General features: G+C 42.1%; 14 protein-coding genes and 1 pseudogene. 3 read left to right on the forward strand and 12 right to left on the reverse strand.

The window, feature by feature from the left end:
* From IPJ09_17990 to IPJ09_18015, 6 genes and pseudogenes are all read right to left on the reverse strand, one after another.
* Positions 1-462 (reverse strand): annotated as a pseudogene (locus tag IPJ09_17990) (tryptophan-rich sensory protein).
* Positions 463-471: 9 nt separating this feature from the next.
* Positions 472-1,404: a sugar phosphate isomerase/epimerase gene (locus IPJ09_17995; GenBank protein ID MBK7373289.1), complete on the reverse strand. Its 933-nt coding sequence runs from the start codon at positions 1,402-1,404 to the stop codon at positions 472-474.
* Positions 1,405-1,465: 61 nt separating this feature from the next.
* Entirely contained in the window at positions 1,466-3,412 is a 1,947-nt protein-coding gene (locus IPJ09_18000) for an alpha-1,4-glucan--maltose-1-phosphate maltosyltransferase (protein ID MBK7373290.1), read from the reverse strand.
* Between the two features lie 176 nt (positions 3,413-3,588).
* Positions 3,589-3,822: a hypothetical protein gene (locus IPJ09_18005; GenBank protein ID MBK7373291.1), complete on the reverse strand. Its 234-nt coding sequence runs from the start codon at positions 3,820-3,822 to the stop codon at positions 3,589-3,591.
* 15 nt (positions 3,823-3,837) lie between these two features.
* Positions 3,838-4,275 carry a hypothetical protein gene (locus IPJ09_18010; protein ID MBK7373292.1) on the reverse strand — a complete coding sequence of 146 codons (438 nt, stop codon included), beginning with the start codon at positions 4,273-4,275 and terminating at the stop codon, positions 3,838-3,840.
* Positions 4,272-4,823 (reverse strand): RNA polymerase sigma factor, encoded by a 552-nt coding sequence (locus IPJ09_18015; protein MBK7373293.1) that lies wholly within the window; start codon positions 4,821-4,823, stop codon positions 4,272-4,274. The genes IPJ09_18010 and IPJ09_18015 overlap by 4 nt, the downstream gene beginning before the upstream one ends.
* Before the next feature lie 116 nt (positions 4,824-4,939).
* Between IPJ09_18015 and IPJ09_18020 the strand changes: the two genes are divergently transcribed.
* Positions 4,940-5,329, forward strand: coding sequence for a hypothetical protein (locus IPJ09_18020; protein ID MBK7373294.1), 390 nt, complete (start codon positions 4,940-4,942; stop codon positions 5,327-5,329).
* Between the two features lie 76 nt (positions 5,330-5,405).
* On the opposite strand, the gene IPJ09_18025 is transcribed toward IPJ09_18020, so the two are convergent.
* The 4 genes from IPJ09_18025 to IPJ09_18040 all read right to left on the reverse strand — a co-directional run bounded on the left by IPJ09_18025 (position 5,406) and on the right by IPJ09_18040 (position 11,585).
* Positions 5,406-6,761: a lysine 2,3-aminomutase gene (locus tag IPJ09_18025; protein MBK7373295.1), complete on the reverse strand. Its 1,356-nt coding sequence runs from the start codon at positions 6,759-6,761 to the stop codon at positions 5,406-5,408.
* 3 nt (positions 6,762-6,764) lie between these two features.
* The gene (locus IPJ09_18030) at positions 6,765-8,066 is read right to left on the reverse strand and encodes a pyridoxal phosphate-dependent aminotransferase (protein MBK7373296.1); all 1,302 of its coding nucleotides are present in this window, start codon (positions 8,064-8,066) and stop codon (positions 6,765-6,767) included.
* A gap of 300 nt (positions 8,067-8,366) precedes the next feature.
* Positions 8,367-10,520 (reverse strand): alpha-galactosidase, encoded by a 2,154-nt coding sequence (locus tag IPJ09_18035; GenBank protein ID MBK7373297.1) that lies wholly within the window; start codon positions 10,518-10,520, stop codon positions 8,367-8,369.
* A gap of 171 nt (positions 10,521-10,691) precedes the next feature.
* Positions 10,692-11,585 carry a universal stress protein gene (locus IPJ09_18040; protein ID MBK7373298.1) on the reverse strand — a complete coding sequence of 298 codons (894 nt, stop codon included), beginning with the start codon at positions 11,583-11,585 and terminating at the stop codon, positions 10,692-10,694.
* A gap of 238 nt (positions 11,586-11,823) precedes the next feature.
* Between IPJ09_18040 and IPJ09_18045 the strand changes: the two genes are divergently transcribed.
* Positions 11,824-12,591: an SDR family oxidoreductase gene (locus IPJ09_18045; GenBank protein ID MBK7373299.1), complete on the forward strand. Its 768-nt coding sequence runs from the start codon at positions 11,824-11,826 to the stop codon at positions 12,589-12,591.
* A gap of 69 nt (positions 12,592-12,660) precedes the next feature.
* Here the strand turns inward: IPJ09_18045 and IPJ09_18050 are convergent, their stop codons facing one another.
* Positions 12,661-13,806: an MFS transporter gene (locus IPJ09_18050; GenBank protein MBK7373300.1), complete on the reverse strand. Its 1,146-nt coding sequence runs from the start codon at positions 13,804-13,806 to the stop codon at positions 12,661-12,663.
* A gap of 168 nt (positions 13,807-13,974) precedes the next feature.
* Here IPJ09_18050 and IPJ09_18055 point away from each other — a divergent pair, with 168 nt between their 5' ends.
* Positions 13,975-15,063, forward strand: coding sequence for an adenylate/guanylate cyclase domain-containing protein (locus tag IPJ09_18055; protein MBK7373301.1), 1,089 nt, complete (start codon positions 13,975-13,977; stop codon positions 15,061-15,063).
* A gap of 39 nt (positions 15,064-15,102) precedes the next feature.
* Here the strand turns inward: IPJ09_18055 and IPJ09_18060 are convergent, their stop codons facing one another.
* Positions 15,103-16,701, reverse strand: a complete 1,599-nt coding sequence (locus IPJ09_18060) for a carboxylesterase/lipase family protein (GenBank protein MBK7373302.1) — start codon at positions 16,699-16,701, stop codon at positions 15,103-15,105.
* Positions 16,702-16,782 lie beyond the last annotated feature (81 nt).

Here is a 16,782-nt window from a genome sequence, read left to right on the forward strand (position 1 = left end):
TTAATTTTGAGCATAAATATAGGCATTGAGTGAAGTAGCTATGAGCATCCAGAGTATATAAGGCACTAACCACCCCGTTTTGTTTTTCATTTCGGGATAAAATCTGAAGGCAATATAGATCACCACCAGGGTTAGCGTCAAAATCAGAGCCAGCCCCAATAAGGTGAGGTGCATGGTAAAGAAGACGGGATTCCAGGCTACATTTAAAATCCACTGTCCGATATATAAGATGATCAACCCTCGACGGTTTTTGATTTGTTACCAGCCAAAGGCCATATACACAGAAAAACAGAGCATGATGATGTTCCATGCAGCTGCAAATACCCAACCAGGTGGTGTCCAGGGAGCTTTTTGAAGTGCCTGGTACCAGGGAGAAGCCACCCCATTCATGGCGTGAGGAGCACCGATAGCCAACGCTAAAAAATTGATCCCAAGAAAAATGATTAACTTATTATATTTCAACTCATTGTATTATTTACCCAAAACCTTTCTGAGGAGTTCTACACTTTTCTTCACACCGGTATCTGCTGCTTCATTGCCTTCAAACTCAATGGAAATATACCCTTTGTAACCAACATTATTCAATATAGATATAATCCGATCATAATCCAGTTCCAGCGAATACCATACTCCTCCCCCATAATAAGTCTTGGCCTGGACAAAACAAGTGTATGGGGCGATCTTCTCCAGTTTTGAATAAGGATTTTCGAGAAAATTGCCCGTATCCATCAGCAATTGAAGCCAGGGACTATCCACTGCTTTCATAATGCGTAGCATTCCTTCGGGAGTGGACCCGAGGCCCCAGTGATTCTCCAGCGCGAGCAAGACTCCAAGATCTTCTGCAGTACGCATACATTGATTGATGCTATCGATACACCATTTGAAGGCATCCGTCTCGGTATATCCATCGATCGCAGGTTCCTGGCCTCGCTGCGCCATAAATTCGTCAAAGGATTTTATGGTCCCCCAGCGGCCTGTATTGAGTCTCATACAGGGTATACCCATATCCGCTGCTAACTGCATACAGTGGATCGTATGGTCTATATGCTTTTTGAGTTCCGCCTGATCCGGTGTCACGAAACCCTGGTGTATGGACAGGCAGGTCATGGCGATCCCATTGACAAAAGCATGTCGTTTGAGTCTATTGATATAAGTTTTTTCTTCACTTTCCATTTGGCGGTGAAGCACATCGATGCCATCCAATCCTAACATGGCTGCCTGGTCGATTACTTTTTCTATCGGGTATTTGTCCCCTTTAAAATGCCAATAGGAATAGCTGGACACACTCAGCTTGATGTCCGGCCTGAGGGAGATAAGATCAAGCTTTTTTTCAGGTGAAGAATGAATAGCCAATGGAGCTAATGGAAGCAGGCTGCCTGATTTGAGAAAATGTCTTCTTTGCATGATCGAAAATAAGAATCAGAATTCAGACTTCAGAATCAGATTTCAGAGTCTGATGTCTGACTCACACCCTCACTTCAAACAAATGAAACGGCAGACCCGGATCGAGGGCTACATAATTCCACTCCTGCTGCCAGATCCAACTATTACTACTGATCATATCCTGTACTACAAACTGCTGACCCGGATGTACTCCAATCCGTTGGAGAGGAGCCTGCAAACTGCCTGCTTGTTTTTCGTAGGGGTTGAGATTGACGACACAGAGTATTTTGTCACTGCCATCGTCATTCTGCTTGTAGTAGGCCAGGAGGTGATCATTCTGCACTGGTACATTTTGCCAGTTATTGGTCTCCTGCAAAGCCGGATGCGCCTTTCGAATCTTATTAAGCATGGTGATGAGCATAGTGATGGGATTGCGGGCTGCCCAGTCCCAATGGTAAATCTCATACTTTTCTGAATTGTAATATTCTTCCCTGCCGGGCATAGCCTGGTGCACCATCATTTCATAAGCCGGGCCATACATGCCATAGTTGCTACTCAAGGTCGCAGCCAGGAAAATACGGATCATATACAGTGACTGGTTGGCATTTTGCATCGGGAAAGTATTGATATCGGGTGTATTGGGCCAAAAATTGGGTTTAAACACCTCTGCCGTGGAGCCTGTGGTCAGCTCATTCATATAACCGATCAATTCTTGTTTGGAGTTTTTCCATGAGAAATAGGTATAACTCTGCGTAAACCCGATTTTACCCAAATGAAACATCAGGGCCGATCTGGTGAATGCCTCCGATAAAAATAGAATGTCCGGATAGTCCTTTTTTATTTCGGCGATCAGCCATTCCCAGAAGACGAATGGTTTGGTATGCGGATTGTCTACTCTGAATATGGTCACTCCTTCTTTGATCCAATAAACTACTACATCACGGATGGCTGTCCAGAGTGCCTTCCAATCTTCTGTCTCGAAATAAATCGGCAGGATGTCCTGGTATTTTTTGGGCGGATTTTCTGCATATTGTACAGTACCATCACTGCGCCATTTGAACCAGGCAGGATGTTCTTTGACCCAGGGATGATCCGGTGCACATTGAAGCGCAAAATCCATGGCGATCTCTATGTCCATCGCTTTTGCTTTTGCCATTAAGTCTTTGTAGTCAGCTAGCGTGCCCAGGTCCGGATGGATAGCATCATGACCTCCGAGTTTACTCCCAATGCCCCAGGGCGAACCTACATCCTCAGGTCCGGCGATGGTAGCATTGTTTTTTCCTTTGCGATTGATTTCACCGATAGGATGAATAGGAGGAAAATACAATACATCAAAACCCATTTCTTTGACCCGGGGCAACAGTCGAACACAGTCTTTAAAGGTTCCGTGCTGACCTGAGATCTCCGAGGCAGAGCGGGGGAAAAACTCATACCAGGCACTGAACAAAGCTTTTTTACGGTCAACATATACTTCATATACCTTGCTATAGGAAATGTATTTTTTTTCAGGCGCGGTGTATAATATATGTTGTAGTTCGTTGGATAGTGCAGCTTGTACTGCTGCCTCATATTGGTCATCATCCCGAATAAGGGCAAGCGCATTTTTCAATAAAGTGATGGATGCTTTATCCCCTTTTTTTGATTTAATCAGGGATTCGAGCAGCTCGATTCCATCATGCAGTTCGGTTCGGACATATTGCCCATCTTGAACTTTTTTGTACAAGCCTTCTCTCCAGGTCAGCCCATGATCAACCCAGCCGGCGACGCGATATTGCCAAAGGCCCTGCGCAGTCACCTGGAATCGTCCACTATACCGATCTTCTGCATGCCCCCAGATACGGTGAGCATCCCATTCCTTCTGGCTCGCTGGTTTAAACTGCAACTCTGCCTGGATGATATCATGTCCATCACACAGAACCTGGGCATCTACCTGTACCCATTGACCCACAACCCGGCGAATAGAATATTGTCCGCCATCTACTACCGGTGAAAGAATCCCGGCAAATACCCGACTTTGTCCGTTTATCATAATTGAATATGGATGTTTGGGGGCTAAAATAGAGCATTTTCGGCAGGATAGTTAAGATTTTTGGTCTATTTGATTGTTAACTGGATGGAGGTTGTTGCCTTCCAGCTTAATATTAAGCCAATCTCCTCGAAGTGGTCGCAAACTCCTGCCAAACTATGACCAAAAAATGGTGACTTTCAACTTCCTCCCCATTTTCTTAGCTTTCCATACGCCACCAACGTATACACTGCACTGATCATCAATACCTGGAATCCCCAGTTGATCAAAGTATCACTTACAGAATGAGAATCCCGATCGATCACCCTAAATTGATAGGCTGCATACCCCAACGCCATCATCAGGATCACCCAGCCTGGCATGCTCGTCGGTATGTAAAAACAGGATACTCTTTTAAACCAGGTATTGTTCATATTTCAATTATTTATTTAAAATGTGAGGACTAATAAGAATAAGGACAATAAGATCATCAATATATTAAACCATACAAACCTTAAAAATGGCATAACGGGAGGGCCGCCAGCCAGAAAATAAACTCGCCGAACACTGACCGCATTGATCCAGATCATGACCAGAGGCAAGACATAAAACAAGATCACTACTTTGTACGAAGAGGACAAAACAAATTCATACAAATAGAGAAAAAAATTGCCTTCAGGATCAAACAACGCTTTCATCAAAAACATAGCTACAACATATAGTGGTAAGGAGATCCACCACAGACTGAGTACAGATTTTTCTTTGGCTTTAATGATTTCCTGAGCTAACATGGATTCGTGTTTTAGCTTATCGACTTCCGGTTTGGTCATCTTCAATAGTTTTTCTTCAAACTCATCCATTTTCACATCAATAATGTAATAGGTCATAGTTGGTTGCACTTCATTCGGAGTCTTTCGAGTCCTCGGGACAATAGAGATTTGATAGTACCCTCTTTGATATCCAGAATCTCAGCGATCTCTTTATTGTTTTTACCTTCAAAGTATCGCAGGGCAATGACTTCCTGGTATGGAATAGACAATGTTTTGAGCTGCTCGACGACCAGAAGATATTGTTGATGAACCTGCAATTCTGCTTCTAATCGCTCCCTGTCATCTTGAATATACTGCGCAAACTGTCCATCTTGTTGTAACCTTGTAAGTAAAGTGGTATATTTTTTCTTATTCCTGAAGTAAAGATTGATTTCATTGCTGGCGATACGGTATAGCCAGACTTTGACCGGGATACCTCTATAGTCGAAACGATTAATGTTCTGAAAAGCTTTTGCAAAAGTCTCTGCGGACACCTCTGCAGCCACTTCAAAAATCCCGATCCGGCGAAATACATAACCAAAAATCGCTTTATAAAACTGCCTGAACAGCTCTGAGAAAGCTTCAGGATTCTTCTTAATTCGGTCTATTAACTCTTCCTCTGACAAAATATAAGTTCAATAATACAAAGATGTCCATTTGGTTGCGAACGAAGGCGACAAACCATTTGCCGGGTTCACTCGTTTATTAAGATATGAAACTAAGAATGATGCATATTATAAGAATGATGCTTATTGGATGGCTACTTACCATGATGGCATGCAATAAGTCTATGGTAGAGACTACTGTTGACTGTCCGCTTGCTCCCAATCAATCCGTGCTGGTGAGAAAAGGTTGTGAAGCCTACGTATTTGCCCTTACACAAAAAAGTGTAGACTCAGAGGCAGAATGGACAGATATATTTTCTAAAAAAAAGTATCAAAATGCCATCTCTGTGCTCAATTATTGCGACGGTTCGGTAGAGAGTTTATTGCTGCAGGATCTTCAGGTGGGTGACAAAGTACTCATGGATCTCACGCCTACCCAGGATCGTTGTCTGATACTTTGCTTTGCATTTGAAGATGCTCCGAAATTTGGGTACAATGCTAAAAACATTAGTCTTTGTAGTCAGTGATTTTAGATTTCATACAGCAGATTTCAAAATCAGACTTCAGACTTCTGAATCTGACGGCTGACATCTGGCCCCTGAATCACTCCAGGTAGTTTGTAGTCACACTACCTAAGCTATCGTGATATATCTTGGTCAATTCATCTTCGAAAAAAAACTTTTCTTCTCCGAAGGCTGGTTTTAATTCGTCGATCCAACCGGCTTTGTCATCGTACGCAGCAAAAAATGGTCTTGCAGCCCAGTCAGGATTTCTCCCCTGCAAAAATCGAAGCACGATCACTTTCTTTCTGACTCCATTTAACGGGATTTCGGTGATCCCCAATATCTGCACCTTACCTGGCGCACAGGACATGCTTGGCCCTCTTACTGTCCGGCAGATTCCACTCACCTGCTGATATGCATGTTGAAAAATTTCCCACGCTTTGACCAGGGGTATTGAAAAATATTCTTGTGCCCCTGTGTCGCGAGCTACAAACATATAATATGGGATACAATTATTATTTACTTGTAACCGCCACATTTCTGCCCAGATCTCTGGTGTGTCATTAATGTTTTTCATAATTGGCGATTGGGTTCTGATTTGAGCACCAGTGCTTCTTAAAATCCGCATGGCTTCGATGACAGCAGTTGTTTTGAGCTCGACCGGATGATTAAAGTGAGCCATGATCGCCAGATTAATTCCTTTTTTTACAATTTTTTCAAAAAGGTTTAATAATTCCCCGGCATCAGTATCTGTGAGAAATTTATAAGGCCAGTACCCTAGTGCTTTGGTCCCGATCCTAATGGTTTGCAGATTGGGTATATCCGCTTCGAGGAGGGGTTCGAGGTAGGCAGCCAGGCTTTTGGCTTTCATAATGAGCGGATCACCGCCTGTAAATAATATGTCTGTCACTTCAGTATGTATTTTGACATATTTCACCAGGAGTTCTGTCTCGCGCATTGCAAATTTCCATTCATCAATGCCAACAAACTGGGGCCAGCGAAAACAAAAAGTGCAATAGGCATGACAGGTCTGGCCATTGCTCGGGAAGAACAATAAGGTTTGTTTGTATTTATGCTGTACACCGGTCATTTTTACTCCATCGATCTCAGGCACATTGTGATCCATTTGTCCCGCAGGATGTGGATTTAATTGGGCCCTGATCTTATTGGCGGTAGCTTTGAGCTCATCTTTGCCGGGCTTTTTTCTAAGTAGCGCAGCCATTTCTTCAAAATGTTCCGGGATGAGCATCTCTTTCTGCGGAAAGGTCAGGATAAACATAGGATCATTGGGGACATTGTCCCAATTGATCAACTCGTTGACCACATAATTATTTGATTTAAATGGAAGCACATTGCCGACCACTTCAATGTTAAATAACTGCTCTTCAGTCAATTTTTCAATTTGAGGGATCTGCCTGAAATTATTCAGAGAATAGGCTTTATAATTATTTATCATATTTTACTTTTTTAACCATTCATTGATTTTGATAACTCCCAGGATCACTTTTGGACAATAATATTTATTAAAATCATTCGGTAGCGGTTCATGCAATGGAATGGTTTTGGAAGCAGACAATACACTGGCGCCATCGAAATCAACATAGGCCATTCTCGCAGTAAATTCATTTTCATTGCGGTTAAAAGCACTGCCATGCAGAATCGCTACCCCGGTTTCATCAAGCAGCCTGGAGCAAAGTTGTGAGGAGGTAGTGATGCCACGGGATTTTAATTTTTCTGAAAATGCTGAAAAATCCAGAAATAAATAAAATCCTCCGATAGGTCGATGCGTCTTCACACCGGCATCGATCAAGATATCAGCACATTCTTGTCCAAGAGAAAATAATATCCTTCGTACATGCCACAGATATTCTTCGATTTCAAGTCCTCCCTTAAAAGCTTGGATCGCGGCATACTGAATGGGTGCACTGACAGAGGTATACGTTTCGCTGGCGACCACAGCCATTTTATCCAAAAGCCAATGGAGATTGGCTGGAAAAGTAAAGGTGCCCAATCTCCAGCCTCCTGCCCCGCACCATTTGGATATCCCAGAACTAATGATGGTCCCTTCCGGATAAAACTTGCTGATAGATATATGATGCCCTTTGTGATGAAGTTGACCATAAATTTCATCTGATAAAATCATGATGTTATAATCTTTGGCAAGGGCCGCTATCTCCATCAAATCATCTTCATTAAAAGTGATACCATCGGGGTTGCCCGGGTAATTCATGATCAAGACCGCAGGATCATTTTTTTTAGCACGTGCCTCTAAAAAAGTTTTAAATAATTTTGGCGACAACTGCCATTGGTCCTCATAGGTACTATGTATGATCGAAATTTTTTTGCCTAATATTTTAGCCTGAGGGACATAGGACACCCAGGAGGGACTCACTATAATTACTTCCCCTCTAAAAGCGAGTTGCAATAAAAACAATAACTCCTTGGACCCCGGTCCAATTAAAACATATTCCGGTTGTGCATTGATACCATCTTTTCTTCGATGGAAATCAGCTACAGCTTCTCTGAGTGCCGGAAGCCCTCGGACAGGTAGGTAATCTTTTTGAGGGGCATTCAATCGTAATGCTTTGACTACACTGTCCGGCACTGGAAATGGAGACTGTCCTAATCCAAATCGATATACAGTTTTTCCTTCTGAGATCAGTTTTTTTGATCGTTCATTAATAGCGAGTGTGTCTGATTCATCCAATCCAATGAGGGTGGGATTGATAAGGTCCAGGGTTGAATATGTATCTGTCGTCATGCTGCAAAAAAGTTGTAGGAATGAATGTGAGTCATGGCAAATGTTTAATCATTGTTTAACAGGTCGCATTCAAGTCCGAATGCCAATTAATTAGGAAGGATGCTATCACTGCTATTTACTACCAAGTCAAGAGCGGCTTACACAAAGTACAATTGAATGCGCTGGAAAAGCGAATACCTTTGCGTGTACCAATTATTCATTGGCGGTGATTTACAAAGTTAATCAATTTACCAGTTATAGAGGACCTAAATGACCGTTAGGCCAAAAACATAAATCAAGTTAAGTATTAACTGCAATTGTTTATCTCACAATATACCAGGAGTAACTGTCCGCTTTTATCGTAAATGTAAAGTCAACTTCACTTTTGTTATTCAGTGTATACTTGATCTTTTTCCCAACTGAATCTTCAATGACAGCTTTAGTAAGGCCTGTATAATATAATGGCAGGGTAATCGTGCGTGTTATTTTTTCTTTGGTGGGATTGTATAGCAGGATAAACGCTTTTTGGGAAAGTAAAGGGTTGACATGCATCATGCCATCCCAATCTCTGCCATCAGCCCGTCTTATTTGTATGATATCAGAGTTGAGTATCTCTCTATAAGTTTTATACCAGTCAATAGTCTTTTTCACCATTATCCTGGTCTCTTCAGTATCAAACAACCTGGGTCCGCGATAACAGGCTTGTACTCCGGCACCATAATACTGGATCATGAGCTGTTCATAATCTTTGAGGTGCTCACTCAAAGGCTCCAGGACTGCGCTTTCATCACCACCCTGGTATTTGGTCAATGGCACAAATCCCCAACTCATCGAAGCAGTTTTTTCTAAAGTGCCATCATGAATATTTTGACGATTCAATATCTTCTGCTGATCTCTGGACAAGGAAAAATTGACCTCCCGATAACCAATGCCTATCTTGTGAGTGCCATCGAGAAAATACCAATCGGGTGCATTGATATACACCCCGCGTTCATTGAGCCAGTGATATAACTCCTTTTGAATTTCCATTTGCCTCCATTGCGAGTCATCCAGGCCCTTATGTCCAGGATGCTCGGTAGACGCACATATATCTCCGGGATAGGGTCCGTCATTTTCCCAGATATCAAAACCTGTCTGTTCGAAAAAATATTTTATTTTGTCTCTGTAGTTCAATCCCCATTTGCTGCCAAAACAAGGAGCATGCCCAAAAAATGCACCTCCCGGCTTACCGGTACGGTCATCTATCACATCATCTTCATCACTGATCCGTCGGCTACTAAAGAGTGAATATCCGCCTAACAAGATGTTTTTTTGATGTGCATAGTCAGCGAGAATCTTCCACCTTGATATATTGCCTTCTGAATTATCTTCCATATTCAAGTGACTACCAAAGCTGAGGATCACTGCTTCATATCCAGTAGCCACACACTGATCTATAGCAGTACGTACCTGTTCGTCCGTTTTGCTCACCAGATGCATAAAGATGGGATTTTGTGTGGTCCACGGTGCTATGGTGCTATACATTTTTTTGATGGCCAATCCCCTTCGCTGACGGTCATAACTGTCCATCAACAATTCGTGCGTGCGCACGGAACTAAATTGCTCTCCGGGATTCAAGTCAATACCCGGGGCTTTTTCTGGATAGACTTCCAACAAACAAGGTGTTTGAAAATTATAATTGACCTGCGAAGTGTAAGTAGAGTCTGTCTTCCAATGTGTGGTCTGATCGCTGATATCATATCGCATGGCATTGTTGAAGGCATAATTGGTCTCTACGTAGATCCCATGTTGTTTTTTCATTTCTTCAGGCGAGCCTACGACCGCACTTTCTTCTTCCACCAGGCCCAGCACTTCATTGACGACACGATTTAATTTAAATGTGGAAGTCGATCTATTTTCTACACCAACCGATTTTACGATCAATGGGATGCCATCATACAATTCATACATCACTTTTACGATGATGCCCGAAAGTGACTTTAATGGAGATATGTATTCAAAAATCACGCGTTTGCCGGTGGCCTGTTTTTTATTCATAGCCCAGGTAGTGCATTTCCAATTGATGAAAGGGGTAAGATCTGAGACAGTGTATGTTGAATAGATAAAATCTTCCTGACCAATAAGCATTTTATCTACCCATTCCGGCAATAAATAAGCCTTTTCCTTTTGTCCACGCAATCCTCCGACTTCATATTGCTTTCCATCGATAATGATCCTAGCCTCGGGCTCAACGGATCTGAGGAGTTGCTGGCCATTGATTAAGTTGGTATAATCTGTACAGGCTACATTAGGCGATAAACGGAACACCCTTTTGACCAGACCATTGTTTAATATAAGGTCTTTTCCTTCGACATTAACACTAGCTTTTTGTGAAACAGGATAGATTAAATAGTCTTTATAGACAGTCTGAGCTAAACTCTTAAAAGTCGACAGGGCAATTAATACCAATAAGCATAGGGTAATAAAACGACTCATATTATAAGGTTATCATCAAAACTGGGTAAGAAAAAATACTCACCACAAGTTACAGTTATAACCCGAATAACAATACAGTGCATGGTCAGATATTGACCTGTTTATTTCACTTCCAGAGCAATCAGATGTTGAATGCGCCCACCTCGCAGAAATAGCTTGATAGCACAAATTTCAATGGTTTACCATCGTTTTTTTTTTTGGTTCAGCTTGCACTTCAGTTTGTGCAGGAATAGCCAGCAAAGGAACCTCTGTCTGATAGCTCATTTTTTTAGTCATACTGGGCTTTAATATTTTATCAAGGAGATTTCTTTTGTAGGTCACCATGACCATCATATCCACTTCATTCCAATCGATAAATTCCTGCAGTGATTCCTCAAAATGCAATCCTGACAGGCTATAAGCCGTAAGTGTATTCTCGTGATAGCTTTCTTTGAGAAATTTTTCATACTGTGGAATTTGACGAGTGTGATCCAACAGCCCGCCTACTTTTTCAGCTTCTATATCGGTAAACACTGCCACCTTGACAGATGCCATAAAAAGATCTGCCATTTCAAAAATAATATCTAGTACAGCGTGATCTTTCTCAAAATGATTGGAAGACAATAAGATGGTCTGTGGCTTTTTCCATTTATAATATTGTGGTATGGCTAGAACGGGCACTTTACAGTTGCCGATGACCGCAGCGGTGTTGCTGCCCCATATTTTACCTATTACTCCACTTGCTCCGGAGGTGCCCATCACCACCAGGTCTATATGCAGATCCTCTACCAGAGAGTTGACCGATTCTTTTAACCTACCGGTGCTAATGTGAGTGGATACCAATACACCTTCATTTTCTTCAATTTTTCTTTTAAGTTTTGCCACTTTAGTCTTCATATCGTGGAGGATCTCTTGATTATACTCCTTGTTGACACCCAGATAGTCATTATAAACACTTCCTCGGATATCCATAGCATGCATCAATACAATTTCTACTGGCAATATTTTGGCTGATTGTACTGCAAAATTTACTGCGTTGTCAGCGCAAGCAGAAAAATCGATTGGGACTAATATCTTATTTAACATAATATTGGGTTTTAAATGATTATCAAATAATGCTTGTCACATGTTTTCAAAGTTAGCAGCACTGAGGATACAATGACCTGATCATAATTAGTTCTGTCCCTGATTAATTTCGGACTTGATTAAAGGGTATGCCGGCTGCCCCACCTCAGCATCAGGCTTTATTGTGATTCACATCATAGTGGCATCCTGCGATTGACTGGTACTTTGTACTTATTCTATTTAGCATAACAAATTACAAATGAAAAAACTGGAAAATAAAGTGGCCCTGATCACAGGTGCCGCATCAGGTCTGGGCAAATCCATTGCCACCCTCTTTGCATCAGAAGGAGCCAAAATCGTCGCAGCTGATATCAATGAGACCTCGCTCAATAATTTAAAAAATGAGATTTTAGACCAGGACGGCGTAATCACCACTGTAGTAGCGGATATGTCCAAGGCTGCAGACATAGATCATATGATAGATGTTTCAATTGCCACCTACAGGACCATCGATATATTGGTCAATAATGCGGGCATTATGGACGATTTTAGTCCGGCTGGTGATGTAAGTGATCATACCTGGGAAAGGGTGATGGCCATAAACACCACAGGACCACTAAAGGCGATGCGAAAATTAATCCCCATGTTTTTGCAAAAAAAAGCCGGTGTCATCATCAATATAGCTTCGATAGGAGGCTTATATGGCGCTCGGGCAGGTGTGGCCTATACTGCAAGTAAACATGCTTTGATAGGGATCACCAAAAACACTGGATATATCTATGCCAAATCCGGAATCCGGTGTAATGCCATTGCGCCCGGAGCGATGGAGACAAATATAGCTACCGGAATAGACTTTGCCCATATATCACCTTTGGTCAATGACAGGGTCATGCCCGGGATGGTGTTGAATCCCCGATCTTCGGATCCTGTCGAAGTGGCAAGGGTAGCTTTGTTTCTGGCTTCAGATGATGCAAGCTTTGTCAATGGAGCAGTGATCACGGCTGATGGAGGCTGGACCGCTTATTGAATAACCGGGTATTTTTCAAGCGACCCGATTCACCTTAAAAAGGATCGTTTTTAGTCATTGTGCTGGTCATCATTCCTTTAATATTTTAAACACCCTTTTAGAAATGGGGATCAATAATATCCCACCTAAAACAAATAAGATAAACGAATACTGAAGCCCCATCCAGTGCGAAATATATCCTATCAAGGAAGGCCCGATGAGCATCCCGACGATACTATAGGTGGCAACCATAGAAATGGCCATACCAGGAGAATATTTGGTAGATCTGCCGGCAAGGGTAAAGGTCATAGGCACGATGGAAGCCACGCCTACTCCGGTAATAGAAAACCCGATCAGGACAGGCCAATAATAAGGAAATAATATTACTATACCGATACCCACTGCTATAAAAGAGCCACTGATCAAATATGTTTTCTGCATGCCGAGCTTATCAACTACGCGATCAGAATAAAATCTTGAAACTGCCATAAAAATCATAAAAATCAAATAGCCGAGGGTAAAAATTTCTTGTTTGACCACCTCGCGAAAATAGACACCGCTCCAATCAAACATACCACCTTCGCAGATAGCAGAAAGAAATACGATCAAGCCTAAGGAAAGAATTAAAGCATTGGGTTTGCCGAAGACGATTTTATTGCCAGAAGTCGCCCGATCATTTTTTAATAAATAGGGATAGGACACAGTGATGGTCATAATGGTGATAAAAGCCACTATTAAAAAATGCCAATGCAGGTCTACCTGGTACCGGACCATAATGGTTGTAAAAAGCACTCCAAATACACCTCCGGTGCTCCAAAGCGCATGAAAAGAGCCGTTGATCTTTTTGTCGTATTTCTTCTGAAGCATAATGGATTGTGTATTCATCGCAATATTGAAGATCCTCATACAAAAACCATAAAAACAAACTGACAGGATGAGTACTGCCATGCTGTCAGCCATGCCTATACCGACCAGGGCTATACAAAAAGCGACAAAGGCTATACTCAAAGGAATACGACTATCAAATCTCGATACCAACCATCCTGATACCGGCAATCCGACCAAAGAACTGATGGGTAGCACCATCAGCAGGCTACCTAGCTGGGCATCATGGAGACCAAAGGTCATCTTGATCGTCGGTATCCTCGAAGCCCAGGTAGAAAAACAAAATCCGGATAAAAAGAAAAAGGTACTGAGCGCTATTCGATGCTGGACGCGCAAGCTAATTGGGTACATCGATGGGTATCTGTTAAATCTTGAGGGCGCAAAGATGGAAATAAACTTTTTTCTCCGGGCAATATTTTTTTAAATGGCGTGCAAAGGGGACCTAATTTCTGACTTCATGCAACTTTTAGAAGAAACATCGTTCTTTTCAGTACGTTCTTCTTTTATCAAAAGGCTCCTATGTACAATAAAACAGTGCTCAGCAAGATTATACTTATCGTCCTGGTGTGGGTTTTGGCAGGACTATTTATCACTGCTCATGAATACTTTTTCCTTTCCAATTATCCGGGCATACTCAATACAGAGCCTCTTGCTCAGTATAATTTTACCAACAATCTGATAGCAGCCTGTTTTTCATTAGGTGTAGGCGCGCTGATATATTGTTTATTCGAGTTTTTTTATTTTCAAAAAATCTCCAAGCGGTTTCGATTTTGGGAAGCGGTAATATTGAGAATTGCCTTTTACGTAGTATTTATTTTTTGTTTACTGGCTTTGACCTCTTTATTGTACAACACGATTTTATCGCAACGAAGTTTTTTCGATCCCTTAGGGTGGGCCAAGGCTAAACATTTTCTGACTTCAAAGTCCTTGTTTCACCCCATACTTCCATTTTTAATTCTAATCATCATCAGCACCTTTTTTCTACAAGTTACAGAACGATTTAGCAGGCAAGAATTTAGCAGGATGATGTCGGGCAAATATTTTCATCCCCAGCAGGAGGACCGGGTCATGCTCTTCCTCGATCTCAATCATTCAACTACACTGGCGGAGAAACTGGGAAATGAAAAATTTTATGACCTGATCAATGATTTTTTTTATGACATCGCTCCGGTGATCGAGAGGCATGGCGGGGAAGTGGTAGAATATGTGGGGGACCAGGTGATAGTAAGTTGGGATATCATCCAGGGCACTAAAAAAGGAAATTGTGTAGAATGTATATTTGATTTCGAAAAAGTGATCAAACAAAGGTCAAGCTATTATCAGCAAAAATATGGGACGGTGCCGGAGTTTAAAGTAGCCATACACAGCGGCCAGGTCATCATCGGTGAAATCGGAAAGATCAAAAAATCCATCAAGTTCAGTGGCGATGTGTTGAATACCACCTCCAGGGTAGAAGGCCTGTGTCGTCAATATGGCGAGCAGCTATTGGTGACTGAGCCATTGGTACAACGGTTTAACAATGTCTCCTTCACTCCGGTCAAGATCACTGATACCGGGATAAGAGGTAAAACAGGCCTTATGGGAATCTACAAAGTAGTCCGTAAATAATTCACCTATCAACCAGGCTCCCTCATTTTACACGGATGACTATTGAGCCACCAATTCAAATAGTTCCTTATCCAGTTGAGGTTTTAATGAACAACTATTGTCAAAATGCATGGTAGCTGTGTTTTTTTCATTATAAGCTGGCCAGGCTGGTAGTGCTGCATGAGCTGGATTACCTTTTCTTGCAAAATTAATCCAGGCCTGGCTTACTTTGTCTGCTAGTACCTGAGCTTTTGCACCGCCACCACACATATTTTTGGTGCGTTGAATATTATTAAAGCAAAAAGCAAGCTCTGAACAATGGATCGCTTTATATTTTCCATCCATCACCGGTGATTGCCAGTCAAATAAATACATATAGACAGGAGCTCCACCAGTAAGGTTTGATTTTAGATTAGCCTCATAAACAGCTCCTGGTCTGAACCGGGTATCGACATCGATCAGATCAGAAGGTTTTATATCATGCGGATATGCTTTTTTGACAGCTTTAATAAAGGCATCTGATTTATCTCCATATTGTTTCTGAATGAACTCTATGACCTTATCCAATGGTGCATTACTGAGTCCTGCTCCCAATGAAGGCATAAATTCATTTTTGACCGTTCCAATTAGCAAAGGCACATTTTTAGATAGTTCCAGAGCTTCCGGTGCAAACATCTGGTAAGGCAGGTCCACTCCATCTACGCTCGGACCCCAGCTCAACCCAAAACCTGTCACCGGTTTGCCGGCTGCTTTCAATTGATCTGCTACGATCTTTAATGCCTTTTTGCTCGCTTCGCTCAAGGCGGTGAACGGCACTTTTTGGATATCATCTATAGAAGAGGCGGTGATATTCAATTCTTTTAAAACTTCGGCGGTGATGGCCTGGGTGGTCTCTTTTTCAAGCATTGTCCCCCGAAACGCACCACTTTGATTAATAGCTTTATGAAATAGACCTTTAGCGGAAGGCATTGCCATCAGCGTATTTACTTTTGCTCCCCCACCGGACTGTCCAAAGATGGTTACATTGCCCGGATCGCCTCCGAAGTTGGCAATGTTTTGCTGTACCCACTCGAGGGCAGCTTTTATATCGAGTATACTGATATTGGCTGAATGCTTATATTTTTCTCCGAATACAGAGAGATCGAGATATCCCAACACATTCAACCGATGATTGATAGAGACTACGACTACATCTCCTTTGCGGGCCAGATTTTCACCATCGTAGGAGGGTAGCTCCTGGCTCGAGCCGGCAGTGTACCCACCACCATGGATCCAGAACATGACTGGTCGTTTTTTTCCATCATTAATAGCTTTGGTCCAAATATTCAGTCGCATACAATCTTCACTGGTATAACCCCAGTCGTGATCAAATACAAATTCGCTTTCATCCTGGACCCTGGTCGTGGGATCTAATAAGGGAGCTACCGGACCATAAGTCATGGATGAACGTACGCCATCCCACGATGCTGGAGCATGTGGAGCCTCAAAACGATTTGCTTCGGCATAGGGTATCCCTTTGTAAGTATAAATTCCATTGAAGATATATCCGCGCACTTTACCGCTGTTGGTGGAAGTGACGGCAATATTCTCACCGGTGACTAGTTGGCCGTAAGTATATTGAGCGCATAGCAGCGCCAAAAACAGAATTATTTTTTTCATGAATCTATAAGGTTTTAAATAAAGAAAGCTGACAAATATATAGATAAATATAAGCTGCTATTGATTAGTATTTATATAGTA

The organism is Saprospiraceae bacterium, assembly GCA_016709995.1.
Lineage (GTDB): Bacteria > Bacteroidota > Bacteroidia > Chitinophagales > Saprospiraceae > JADJLQ01.